Origin of the sequence: Vagococcus lutrae (genome assembly GCF_003987555.1) — a bacterium.
Taxonomy (GTDB): Bacteria; Bacillota; Bacilli; order Lactobacillales; family Vagococcaceae; genus Vagococcus_A; species Vagococcus_A lutrae.
Map to the genome: position 1 here is coordinate 43991 of NZ_NGJW01000011.1, position 13053 is coordinate 57043.

The following is a 13053-nucleotide window of genomic DNA, read 5'->3' on the forward strand; positions in this document are numbered from 1 at the left end:
TTAGTCGATTTTTTTCAACATACGTAATCCATTTAAAATAACTAAAATAGTACTTCCTTCATGTCCAATCACACCTAAAGGTAAGCTGACAGCTTGCATGAAGTTAAAAATAATTAATAATACAATAACGCTAACAGAAAAAATAATGTTCTGAGTGGTAATCCGTTTTAGTTTTTTTGCGATTTTATGACTCATGGTTAATTTAGAAAGGTCACTTTGCATTAGCACCATATCTGCTACATCAATCGCGATATCCGTTCCTTGTCCCATTGCCACACCGATGGTCGCATTAGCAAGTGCCGGCGCATCGTTAATTCCGTCACCGACCATGGCGTTAATGCCATACTTTTCTTTTTGTTGTTTTATTAAAACAGTTTTTTCTTCAGGTGTCTGTCCAGCATGGATTTCATCGATATTTAGCATTTGACCTACTGCTTTAGCAGTTTGTGGGTGGTCACCTGTAATCATCGTGGTATGAATGTTTTCAGATTGAAAATAGTGAATGGCTGCTTGTGCATTTTCTTTAGGTGTATCTAACAGAGCAAAGAACGCAACAATCTGATTATTACAAGATAAAAAGACGACGGTTTTTCCTTCTTTTTGCCATTTTAAGACGTGAGTCATGGCTTCATTTTCAAGAGGTTGAGTTGAAACAAAGTCAGCTTTTCCCACACGCCATGTTTCCTCATCTGTTTTTCCTTCTAATCCAGAACCTGTTAAATCGTTAACGATTATGTTAGGTAAACGGTCTGTCACTTGTGAACGAAAGTGTTTTGTTAATGCCATAGCGAGTGGATGTGTACTGGTCGATTCGATAGCAACCACAGTATTAATAACATCTTGTTCACGTTCTAAAATAAAGGTATCTGTGACAACTGGTGTACCGTTTGTAAGGGTTCCAGTTTTATCAAAGGCAATCGCTTGTAATTCAGCTAATTGGTCGAGGAACATGCCGCCTTTAAATAATACACCGTTTCGAGCGCCATTAGAAATCGCAGCTAGAGAAGCGGGTGTAGCGGAAGCCACTAGCGCACAAGGAGAAGCAACAACGAGTAAAACCATTCCGCGATAAAAACTTTCGCTCCAGCTCCAGCCTAAAAAGAGATAGGGGATAAAAATCATTAATGGAACGAGCATTAGGACGACTTTAACATAGGTATTTTCAATGCGATCAATAAAGCTTGCTGTTTTTGAGGGAGTATTTTGAGCCTCATCTACGAGCTGAACGATTTTACTGAAAATAGTGTCATCGCTTGTTTTAGTGACGGTCATTTCAAAAGTATTGCCGACATTGATCGTTCCTGCGAAAACTTCTTCAGACGCTATTTTTTCTGCAGGAACGGACTCTCCGGTAATAGTTGCTTCGTTAATGGTTGCCATATCTGTATTTAAAACACCATCGATGGGTAAGCTCTCGCCTTTGGGAACTTGTAAATGGTCACCAATTTTCAATGTTTCAACTGGTACAATTTTCGTGTGACCGTCAGGTAATAGTAAGTGTGCCTTTTCAGGTTGTAGTTCAAGTAAACTTTCGATTTCCTTTTTACTTTTGTTCATAGTATATTCTTCAAGGGAACCACTGAGAGAAAAGATGAACGTTAACATAATCCCTTCAAAGTAATATTGAATGAGGCAAGCTCCTATTGCGGCAAGTGCCATTAACAAGTCGACACTTAAATGGTTTTCCTCAATTGTTTCTTTAATCCCTTCTTTTGTCTGATGAAAGCCGCCAATAATCATACCGATAATGTAAATAAATGGATAATAGCTAAATCCGGCACGTTCAGCGAAAAAGCCGACAATCATCAAAACGCCTGATATGGCGGTTGCTAAAATAATTTTATTTTGTTCTGATAGTTTAGACATAAAAATCCCTCCTTGAAATCATCATAACAAGGCTAGGGTTTAAATGATAATGAATAAGCGTTAATTGATAATGATAGTTGTTATCATTTAATACAATTTAACATGTATGTTTAAAATGTTGGGTTTGATAGTTGTTAAATATGAAAAAGAGAATGATAATCATTATCAAGGTAATTGTAATAATTATAAAAAGGGTTGCTCGTTGAGCAACCCTTTTGTTATTTTATAGATGAGTCATTGTCCAATAACCAATGAGAATGACACCGAGAATAATGCGATACCATCCAAATGGTTTAAAGTCATTTGTTTTAATATAGTTAAGTAAGAATTTAATAACAATGAGTGACACGACAAATGCGACTACAGAACCAACGATAAGAATCATTAATTCGTCACCTGTAAAGGCACCGCCAATTTTTAAAAACTTGAGCATCTTGTAGCCACTTGCACCAATCATAACTGGAATACTTAAGAAAAATGAAAACTCTGTGGCAACAAAGCGTGAGGTACCAATGAGTAATGCCCCAATAATTGTCGCACCTGAACGAGATGTTCCTGGCATTAAGGCAAGGACTTGGAAGAAACCGATGATTAAGGCAGCTTTATACGTAAAATCTTGAAATGAGGTAATCGAAGGCTCACGGTCCTTGTTACGATTTTCAACGATAATAAATAGCACCCCATAGATAATTAACATTAAAGCAATTGGTAAAAACTTATGGAAATGTTCGTCTAGAAAATCATCGAACATTAAACCAAGAACCGCTGCTGGCAGACAACCGACTAAAACTTTAAACCATAGATTCCAAGTGTCTTTTTTCTCTGTTGCTGTTTTTTTAGGTGAAAAAGGATTTAATTTATTAAAGTAAATTAAGATGACCGCAATTATTGCGCCAAGTTGTACGACGACGTTAAACATTTCAATAAATTCTGGTCGCGCATCCAATTTCATAAATTCTTGAACTAATATTAAATGCCCGGTACTACTAATAGGTAGCCATTCAGTGACACCCTCAACAATACCTAGGATAATGGCTTTGATTAAATTATACCAATCCATGTTGTCATTCCTTTCTAAAATAGTGTTATCAGTTAGCACTATGCTTTAGTATACTGTTTTTTGCTCTAAAAAAAAAGCCGAAAATGAACGAAAACGGTTGCTTGTCGTGGATTCCCCTCAATCATATTGAAAATATGATAATATCAAGGTTAATAAATGTTAAAATAATATAAAGAAATAAATTCAAGGATGCTAACTAGGAGGAACGAAGCGATGTCGCAACATAAATATTTAGAGATACCAGATTTAGATGTGAAGTTTCCATTTCGTTGTTTTTCCGATGACGGTCGTGGCTTAGTTTATCCGCATTGGCATAAAGAAATAGAAGTCATCTATGTGGTAGAAGGAACGATTAAAATTGGCGTTAACGATGCTTTACTATCAGTAAATGAAGGCGAAATTTATTTCTTTGATAGTGGTGAGACGCATTATTTTCTCGCTACACCGGATAGTAAGCGACTCGTCTTTCAGTTTGATACGCGTTTATTTGATGCTCTTTTTCAAACGAGTCAGCATACGATAAATGTTCGTGATATATTTAAAACGCGTGAAAACTGGAGTGTCTTTTGGTCGAAAGAGACTGAAATCAGTGTTCGTCAATGTTTACAAGCGTGCTTTGAGTATGCGCGCGATGATGCACCAGCGTCGTTGTATCTTTTATATGCTCGTTTATATGAATATTTAGGTTTAATGGTAGGGAAGGTTCCTTTAAAAAAAGCTTCGAATAAAAAAGCACTAACCAATGATTCTTTACAAAATCAAGAAGTGATTGATAAAATGGATCAAATTTTTACCTTTATCGAAGAGCGTTATGGTGAACCAATCCAGCTTGAAGATATTGCCGATGTAGCAGGTTTTACCCCGCATTATTTCACACGTTTTTTCAAGCGAAATACAGGGGTCACGTTTGTTCAGTTTTTGACGGAATATCGTATTAATATGGCAAAATCTATTTTAGGAACGGAAGAGTTACCTATGATAGAAGTAGCTGAAAAAGCAGGATTTAATAGCGTGAAGACGTTCCATCATGTTTTTAAAGAGAACGTCGGTGTTTCGCCAAAAAAATATCAAAAGTTAATATCTGGGAATTAGAACGTAAGTATAGGGAAGAAATCCTTTTCATTCTTTTGTATAGTGGAGTTAACACGACAATTGAATGAGGAGGATTTTTTTATGACAGTAAGGGTAGGAATTATTGGCTGTGGAGGAATTGCCAACGGAAAACATTTACCTAGCTTAGCGAAGATACAAGAAGTAGAGATGGTTGCTTTTTGTGACATAGTGGTAGAACGTGCTGAAAAAGCAAGAGAGGATTATGGGGGAAGTGAGTCTAAGGTTTATAATGATTATCGAGAAATGTTAGCGGATACAGAATTGGATGTTGTTCATGTGTTAACGCCAAATAATTGTCATGCGGAAATGACCATTGCTGCATTAGAGTCAGGGAAACACGTGATGTGTGAAAAGCCGATGGCGAAAACATCTGAGGAAGCGCAAGCCATGCTTGATGCGGCCAAACGTACTGGGAAAAAACTAACGATAGGCTATCAAAATCGTTTTCGTAAAGATGCCAAATACTTGAAAACAGTTTGTGACGATGGCGAGCTTGGCGAGATTTATTTAGGAAAAGCCAAAGCCATTCGTCGTCGAGCAGTACCAACTTGGGGTGTCTTTTTAGATGAAGAGGCACAAGGAGGAGGACCGCTCATCGATATCGGGACGCATGCCTTAGATTTAACCTTATGGACGATGAATAATTATGAACCATTATATGCAGTAGGAAATGTGTATCATAAGCTGTCACAAACAGAAAATGCAGCCAATGCTTGGGGACCTTGGAATCCAGATGAGTTTACTGTGGAAGACTCTGCTTTTGGTTTTATTACAATGAAAAATGGCGCAACGATTATTTTAGAATCAAGCTGGGCTATTAATTTGGTTAACGATGGTGAAGCCAAAACGACCTTAGCTGGCACAAAAGGTGGTGCCGACATGGATGAAGGATTGCGTTTGAATGGCGAAAAACATGGGTTGTTGTACGATAATCATATTCAGCTCGAAACAGGCGGCGTTGATTTTTATGATGGAGCAGGGGATGACCCTGCTTATGAAGAAGCACGTGCATGGATAGACGCTGTTTTAGGGAAACGAGAGGTTTTAGTGAAGCCAGAAGAAGCATTCGTTGTTACGCAGCTACTTGAAGCGATTTATGAATCATCGAAAACAGGTCAGCCTGTTTACTTTAATTAATGTATAAGGAGGGTGTCTATGATTCAAGTAACGATTTGGAATGAATTTCGTCATGAAAAAGAAGACGAAGAAGTACGCGCTATCTATCCTGATGGGATTCATATGCAACTAGCTTCCTTTTTAAAGGAAGATTATGTCGTGCGGACAGCGACGTTAGATGAACCGGAACATGGATTGCCTCAACACGTATTGGATGAGACGGATTGTCTTATTTGGTGGGGACATCGAGCGCATGATGAAGTTAGTGATGAGGTCGTTGAACGAGTGAAACAACGAGTTCTTAATGGAATGGGACTGATTGTACTACATTCGGCTCATTTCTCAAAACCTTTCAAGGCGCTAATGGGAACAAGCTGTGATTTGAAATGGCGTGAAGCGAGTGAAAAATGTCGGTTATGGGTAGTCGATCCCACGCATCCGATTTTAGCAGGGGTTGGTGAAACGATAGAATTAGATCAGGAAGAAATGTATGGCGAGCATTTTGATATTCCGACACCTGATGAATTGTTACTTATCAATTGGTTTGAAGGTGGCGAGGTTTTTCGTGGAGGTTGCACGTTTAAGCGTGGTAAGGGGAAAATATTTTATTTTCAACCAGGTCATGAAACTTATCCAACATACTATCATCGGGATATTCAACGTGTTATTTCTAATGCTGTTAGTTGGTGTGCCAATATGAACAACACGCCAGTACCTAAGTATGGTCATCATGAAGCCATCGAAAATATAGTAGAAAAGAGGAATTAAATTGAAACTAGGTGTATTTACTCCGTTATATAATAATTTAACATTTGAAGAAATGATTGAAGAAGTAGCAGCGAAAGGGTTAGATATGGTGGAAATTGGCACGGGTGGTTCTCCTGGAAATGCCCACTGCGATATTGACGCTTTATTGGCTAGTGAAACTGAGCGTGAGAATTATTTAAAAAAATTATCTGATAAAGGATTGACGATTAGTGCGTTCAGTTGTCATCATAATCCGATTTCACCGAATAAAGCAGAAGCAAGGGAGGGAGATGAATTACTTCGTAAGACGATTCAATTAGCTTCTTTGATGAATGTACCAGTCGTTAATTGCTTTTCTGGTGTAAGTGGTGGGAATGAAACAGATACAACTGTGAACTGGCCGGTGTTACCGTGGCCAACAGATTACACAGATATTTATCACTGGCAATGGGAAGAGCGTTTGATTCCCTATTGGAAAGAAATCAATACGTTAGCTGAGGAAGCAAACGTGAAAATAGGAATCGAATTGCATGGTGGGTTTTTATGTCACACCCCTTACACGATGTTAAAACTTCGTGAGGCGACAGGCCCAGCGATTGGTTGTAATTTAGATCCTTCTCATTTATGGTGGCAAGGGATTGACCCTGTGGGAGCGATTAAGATATTAGGAAAAGCTGGTGCCATTCACCATTTCCACGCTAAAGATACATATTTAGATCAAGATAATATTAATATGTATGGTTTAACGGATATGCAACCGTATGGAGATGTTCAAACGCGCTCTTGGACATTCCGCTCAGTTGGATGTGGTCATAGTTTAGACGAGTGGTCTAATATTATTAGTGCATTGAGACTTTATGGTTATGATTATGTGTTGAGTATTGAACATGAAGATCCTATTATGTCAATTGATGAAGGATTCACTCGTGCTGTAACGAATTTGCGTTCAATTATGATTCATGAGCAGCCAACAGAGATGTGGTGGGCTTAAAAGGAGTGGAAGAGTAATGGAAAAAATGAATTTTGTGATTGTCGGATACGGAGGCATGGGCGGATATCATGCACGCGAATTGATTGGCGAAAATAACTACGTCCAAACGTACGGTGTATATGATATTAAAGAAGAACGTCGTGAACAAGCGAGAAAAGATGGATTTCAAACATATGACACTTTAAACGATGTCTTAACGGATGATGATGTAGAAGCAATATTAATTGCGACACCAAATGATTCACATCATGAGATAGCCATTAAAAGCTTAAGAGCTGGAAAGCATGTTGTCTGCGAAAAACCTGTAACAATGTCGGTGGCAGAACTAGATGATATTTTAGCGGTCGCTGAAACGACGCAACGTCAATTTATGGTTCATCAAAACAGACGCTGGGATAATGATTTTTTAATTGTTCGAGAGTGGTATCAACAACATATGCTTGGGGAAGTCTTTCAAATTGAATCACGTGTACATGGAGCAAATGGGATACCTGGAGATTGGCGTCATCTAAAAGAGTACGGTGGCGGAATGTTACTTGATTGGGGCGTTCATCTTTTAGACCAGTTACTCTTCTTAGTAGACCAACCTGTCAAACGTGTTTATAGTGACTTAAGCTATGTATTAGGTGATGAGGTTGATGATGGTTTTACAGCGTGGCTGACGTTTGGAAATGGTGTAAAAGCTCATGTAGAAGTTGGCACGAGTAACTTTGTTAAACTGCCACGTTGGTATGTGAAGGGATACAGTGGAACGGGTCAAATTAATGACTGGGATTTAAGCGGTAAAATCATCGTTCCAAATGAGACAACCGAACGAGTGGCTCCTACACCGATTAAAGCAGGGCAAGGGTTAACTAAGACGATGGCCCCTCCATCAGAAGAGATGACAAAAGAGTTACCTATATTAGAAGTTGAAGCAGATTTCCCTGAGTTTTATCGCAATTTTTATGAGGTTGTTCACCAAAATGCTACCCCTGTTGTAAAGAATAATGAAGTGCGTCAGGTCTTAGTTTTAATCGATGCTATTTTTGAATCGGCTATGACAGGGAAAATTATTGAGATGAATTAAAAAATCACCATGATTACAAAATGTAATCATGGTGATTTAATTTTTTTAAGAGAGTAAATTGTTTTCACGATACCAATCGTCTGGGCGCCAGACCCATTCGTGACCGTCTTTTTCTATTAAGTCAAATGCTTCTTTTGGTCCCATTGTACCAGCAGCATAGGTTGGAATCGGATCGGTGTTTTGGTCCCAAGCGGCACGAATAACATCGACAATTCGCCATGATTGAGCCACTTCGTCCCAATGCGTAAAGTTAGTCGCATCGCCATTCAACGCATCAAGCAAAAGCTTTTCGTAAGCTTCGGGACTATTTTCTACCATTTCTGTTGTATTGCGGTAATCTAATTTAACCGGGTTGATATCAAAACCAGGTCCGATTTCTTTACCGTTAAGTGTTAATGAGAAACCTTCCGTTGGTTGAATATAAATTGTTAAAACATTTTGCGGTAGTTGATTGTTTTTAACACAGGTTACTTCATCACGGAAGATATTAACAGGAGTTGGTTTAAAGACCACATTGATGCGGGCAGCTTTAGTAGTCATTTGTTTACCAGTTCGTACATAGAAAGGAACGCCTTGCCATCTAAAGTTATCAATTAAAAACTTACCTGCAACAAATGTTTCTGTTCGAGACTGCGTATCAACATTTTCTTCTTCAAGGTAACCCTTATACGATTGTGTCCCAACATTCCCCGCTGTATATTGTCCTCGTACAAAGTAACGATTTGCCTCTTGCTCATCGTACAAACGAATCGCATTTAGTGCTTTAATCTTTTCTTCGCGGATTGATTTTTCAGAGAACAGATTTGGAACCTCCATAGCAAGTAGAGCAACGACTTGTAAAATATGATTTTGTACCATATCTTTTAAGGCACCACTTTGATCGTAATAGCCCCCACGTTCTTCTACGCCGAGGTCTTCTGCTAATGTTACTTGAATATTTTCGATGTATCGATTATTCCATAGAGACTCAAAAATATTATTACCAAAGCGGATGGCTGAGATATTTTGAATCATTTCTTTACCTAGATAGTGATCAATTCTAAAGATTTGATCTTCAGCAAACACTGCTCGGATTTCTTCGTTTAATTTTTCGGCAGAAGCATAATCTGTTCCAAAAGGTTTTTCGATAATCACGCGGTTATAACCAGATTCTGTGATAATTTTTTCAGATTCCAAGTGGTTGACAATCGTGCCAAAAAAGTTAGGCGCCATGGCTAAATAGAAAACACGATTCCCCTTTAATTGATAGCGCTCATCCAGTTCGGTTGCTAGTTTCTTTAGATGGATATAGTGGTCGGTATCATTAACATTATGTGATTGATAGTAGAAGTGGGAAGTGAAATCAGCCAATTCTTCTTCTGTTGGGGTTAACGAGGTAAGCGATTCTGCAACGATTTCACGATAATAATCATCGGTCCACTCTCTGCGAGCTGTCCCAATAATCGCAAAATGCTCTTGTAAATGCCCTTTTCGATATAAGCGAAATAATGACGGATATAGCTTTCTTTTTGCGAGGTCGCCGGTTCCTCCAAAAATGGTAAACAATGCCACTTGTTGCTCAAACATAACAAAACTCTCTCCTTTAGGTTCTCTATTTATTATACTTGCTCTTAGTATAACGCGATATGAAAAGATATAAAAATGCTGTGCTTATTATGATAAAACTTCTATAAAAATATTATAGGCAGCTTTATGGCTGACGATGATTTTTTCACCGTGCTTATCAACGAGTGTTAAAGGACCGTCATAGGCAGCGATATGTTCAACGGTTAAAACATCCTGAATATTCAGGTTAATCTCTGCTAGATAATCTAAAAGTTCTAGCTCATCGAGAACGCGTATGATTTTAATTTTATCTTGTAATTTTGCTTCCATTAACGTTTTTTGACCCTGTTCCTCAATCGACTGATTTTCACCAGGAATGATACCACCATGCGGGCAAGTATCCGGAAATTCTAAATAGGCTTCAAGTCGATTGGCTAGTGTATCAGACGTCACATGCTCGAGCACTTCGGCTTCTGCATGTACATCGTTCCAACTGTATCCCAGGTGTTCGACTAAAAAGACTTCCCATAGACGATGTTTTCGGACGAGACGACTGGCGTGTTGTAAACCTAAATCGGTAAGTTGCACGCCTTGATAGGGGATATGGACGACAAGTTTCTCCTTTTCAAGTTTTGAGACCATTTCACTAACAGAGGCGGCAGATACATGGAGACCAGAGACAATCGCCTTATTGCTGATTTTTTGTGTAAAACCACCTAGCTCATAGATAAGTTTTAAATAGTCTTCTTTATTAGGTGTCATTATTTCAGTCCTCGCTTTCATTATCTTTTTCATTTTATCAGAAAATCAACATAAAGTGCAATATTGATGCCATATTGCTTTATTAATTGGGGGTTTATATATTACTATAGAATTAAGCAAGTGAGAGGAGCAAAGTCATGACAACCTTCTACTTTATGACACCATTTTTATCATTAGAAGAAGAGCGTACGGCCTCTAATAGTAGAAAGACGCTTTTTAATGGTTATGAACGATTAGACGTACAAGACTTAGATATCGATGCATCTTGGCAATTATGGACAACGAATGAAGAATCAGTTATCGAAATGATGCAACGTGTCTCAAAAAAAATAAAGAAGCCGGTAAAAACAGCGCCTGTTTTTGCTAAACGTGATACGTCTGAATGGCCAAAAGACGTGCAAAAAAGTATCGATACTTATTTATGGGAAAATCCAACTAAAGAGTTACAAGGGTTATCGTCTAATTATGATTGTCAAACTGCTATGCAAAAGTGGTTAATGGCTCATCAACAAGGAAGAACTAACCTCATAGGACTAACACCAGAGGCTTTAACTCTGCTATTGAATAGCTATGATGTGACGTATCATCATCTCAATGGATTGGCTTTTTTATCAGGAACATTAATTGAGTTGAAAGTAGCGGACACAGTTACGATAAAATCAATAACTAATGATTAAGAAAAGAGGAGCAGTATGGGAAAAAGATACACACATGCACACACTATTAAATTTTATGAATGTGATACTACTGGGGAACTGACATTGCCGATGGTTTTAAATATTGTGATTCAAGCTTCGGAAGCACAGAGTGAACAACTGGGTCGTGCCGAGGATTACGTTCATCGCTTAGGTTATGGATGGGTGATTACAGAACACGAATTGACGGTCACAGAATTACCACGAGTAAATCAAACGATAAACGTCTCAACAGAAGCTCGCTATCACAATAAGTATTTCTGTTATCGTCATTTTTGGTTACATGATGAGTCGGGGAATGAGCTCGTTCATATTATTTCGACATTCGTATTAATGGACATGACATCACGCAAAATGGTCAGTGTACCGAGTGAGTTAATTGAACCTTTTGCCAGTGAGAAAATTAGTAAAATACGAAGAGGGATGCGTTTCCCAACATTTTCTCAACCGGACGAGCAAGCGTATAAAGTGCGCTATTTAGATATTGACAGCAATCAACATGTCAATAACTCTAAGTACTTAGATTGGATGTTAGATGGCTTAGGCTGGGATTGGTTAACACAATACCGCGCTTCTAAAGTTATTATTCGCTTTGTTAAAGAGGTTGGCTACGGGCAAATGATTACGAGTCGGTGGGAAAAGGATGTAGCAGACAGTGAGCATGTGACGGCATCTCTTCATCAAATTACGTACGAAAATGACACGTTTGCTGACGGGTATATCGAATGGTCTAAACGATAAAACGTAGTTAGTTAGAATTAAAAAGCTGATAAAAATCAATGGAAACGCGCCGTATCTGTCTTGTTTAATAACCACATTATTTGAATAATCAGTTATTTTATGAGATGCTTTTAAGGTATAGCTCAAAAATTCTATACAAAGGAGAGTAAAATAGTGATTGAATTTAAAAATGTAACTAAAATTTTTAAAGGCAGTAAAGTAGCGGTTGATAACGTGAATATTGCATTTGAAAAAGGCGAGTTTGTTTGTTTTATTGGAACAAGTGGTAGTGGGAAAACGACTACTATGAGAATGTTAAATAGAATGATTGAACCAACTAAAGGGGAAATTTTAATAGATGGTGAAAACATCAATAAAAAAGACCCTGTTCAGTTGCGTCGCGAAATCGGATATGTCATCCAAAATATTGGTTTGATGCCACATATGACAATCCGTGAAAATATTGTCATGGTACCTAAATTATTGAAATGGCCGGAGGAAGAGCGCAACCGAATCGCAGAACGTATGATAGATTTAGTTGAATTGCCACGTGAAATGCTTGACCGTTATCCAGCAGAACTTTCTGGTGGTCAGCAACAACGGATTGGCGTCGTTCGGGCGTTAGCTGCCGACCAAGATATTATTTTAATGGATGAGCCCTTTGGTGCTTTAGACCCAATTACTCGCGAGTCTTTACAAGATTTAGTGAAACACTTGCAAGAAAAAATGGGAAAAACCATTGTTTTCGTTACTCATGATATGGATGAAGCCTTAAAATTGGCGAATCGTATTATGATAATGGATGAAGGAAAAGTAATCCAATTTGACACGCCAGATAATATTTTAAAAGAGCCGGCTAATGAGTTTGTTGAAAACTTAATTGGTGAGGATCGTTTAATTCAAGCACGTCAAGACGATACAACGGTAGAACAAGTCATGTTGAAAACAGCGATTTCGATTACACCAGAGAAATCATTATCTGAAGCGATTCGTTTGATGAGAGAAAAACGAGTGGATACGCTATTAGTGGTTGATGGAACGGGTGTTTTAAAAGGTTTTATTGACTTAGAAGACTTGAATAATAAACGTCGTGTGGCTACCAGTGTGGGAGATATTCTCCAACCTGATGTTTTCTATGTGAATAAAGATTCTCGTTTAAGAGACACCGTTCGTCGTATTTTAAAACGAGGCTTAAAATATGTGCCAGTAGTAGACGACCAAAAACACTTGGTTGGAATAGTGACACGCGCGTCACTTGTCGACATTGTTTATGATGTAGTATGGGGAGATGAAGACTTCCTTGAATCAGCAATTGAAGAAAAGATAGCTGAGCCTGCTGAAGTCGAAACAGGTAAGGAGGCTGAATAGT

General features: G+C 38.3%; 12 protein-coding genes. 8 read left to right on the forward strand and 4 right to left on the reverse strand.

Annotated features, from left to right (window positions below; genetic code table 11):
• Positions 1-1866, reverse strand: coding sequence for a heavy metal translocating P-type ATPase (locus CBF33_RS07985; protein WP_126763194.1), 1866 nt, complete (start codon positions 1864-1866; stop codon positions 1-3).
• 223 nt (positions 1867-2089) lie between these two features.
• Positions 2090-2926, reverse strand: a complete 837-nt coding sequence (locus tag CBF33_RS07990; RefSeq protein ID WP_023606651.1) for an undecaprenyl-diphosphate phosphatase — start codon at positions 2924-2926, stop codon at positions 2090-2092.
• Positions 2927-3139: 213 nt separating this feature from the next.
• Here CBF33_RS07990 and CBF33_RS07995 point away from each other — a divergent pair, with 213 nt between their 5' ends.
• From CBF33_RS07995 to CBF33_RS08015, 5 genes are all read left to right on the forward strand, one after another.
• Positions 3140-4018, forward strand: coding sequence for an AraC family transcriptional regulator (locus CBF33_RS07995; RefSeq protein WP_126763197.1), 879 nt, complete (start codon positions 3140-3142; stop codon positions 4016-4018).
• An 81-nt stretch (positions 4019-4099) separates the two neighbouring features.
• Positions 4100-5176 (forward strand): Gfo/Idh/MocA family protein, encoded by a 1077-nt coding sequence (locus tag CBF33_RS08000; protein WP_126763199.1) that lies wholly within the window; start codon positions 4100-4102, stop codon positions 5174-5176.
• 18 nt (positions 5177-5194) lie between these two features.
• Positions 5195-5923 (forward strand): ThuA domain-containing protein, encoded by a 729-nt coding sequence (locus CBF33_RS08005; RefSeq protein WP_126763201.1) that lies wholly within the window; start codon positions 5195-5197, stop codon positions 5921-5923.
• Between the two features lies 1 nt (position 5924).
• Entirely contained in the window at positions 5925-6893 is a 969-nt protein-coding gene (locus CBF33_RS08010) for a sugar phosphate isomerase/epimerase family protein (protein WP_126763204.1), read from the forward strand.
• A 16-nt stretch (positions 6894-6909) separates the two neighbouring features.
• Positions 6910-7962: a Gfo/Idh/MocA family oxidoreductase gene (locus tag CBF33_RS08015; protein WP_126763206.1), complete on the forward strand. Its 1053-nt coding sequence runs from the start codon at positions 6910-6912 to the stop codon at positions 7960-7962.
• A 45-nt stretch (positions 7963-8007) separates the two neighbouring features.
• On the opposite strand, the gene zwf is transcribed toward CBF33_RS08015, so the two are convergent.
• Positions 8008-9528 (reverse strand): glucose-6-phosphate dehydrogenase, encoded by a 1521-nt coding sequence (zwf, locus tag CBF33_RS08020; RefSeq protein ID WP_126763208.1) that lies wholly within the window; start codon positions 9526-9528, stop codon positions 8008-8010.
• An 87-nt stretch (positions 9529-9615) separates the two neighbouring features.
• On the reverse strand, positions 9616-10269 hold the full coding sequence (locus CBF33_RS08025; protein WP_126763211.1) for a metal-dependent transcriptional regulator: 654 nt from the start codon (positions 10267-10269) through the stop codon (positions 9616-9618).
• Between the two features lie 137 nt (positions 10270-10406).
• Here CBF33_RS08025 and CBF33_RS08030 point away from each other — a divergent pair, with 137 nt between their 5' ends.
• The 3 genes from CBF33_RS08030 (at position 10407) to CBF33_RS08040 (ending at position 13052) form a co-directional block, all read left to right on the forward strand.
• Positions 10407-10946 (forward strand): hypothetical protein, encoded by a 540-nt coding sequence (locus tag CBF33_RS08030; RefSeq protein WP_126763213.1) that lies wholly within the window; start codon positions 10407-10409, stop codon positions 10944-10946.
• 15 nt (positions 10947-10961) lie between these two features.
• The gene (locus tag CBF33_RS08035; protein WP_126763215.1) at positions 10962-11705 is read left to right on the forward strand and encodes an acyl-[acyl-carrier-protein] thioesterase; all 744 of its coding nucleotides are present in this window, start codon (positions 10962-10964) and stop codon (positions 11703-11705) included.
• Between the two features lie 153 nt (positions 11706-11858).
• Complete coding sequence (locus CBF33_RS08040) at positions 11859-13052, forward strand: betaine/proline/choline family ABC transporter ATP-binding protein (RefSeq protein WP_126763217.1); 1194 nt, start codon at positions 11859-11861, stop codon at positions 13050-13052.
• The last annotated feature ends 1 nt before the right edge of the window (position 13053 follow it).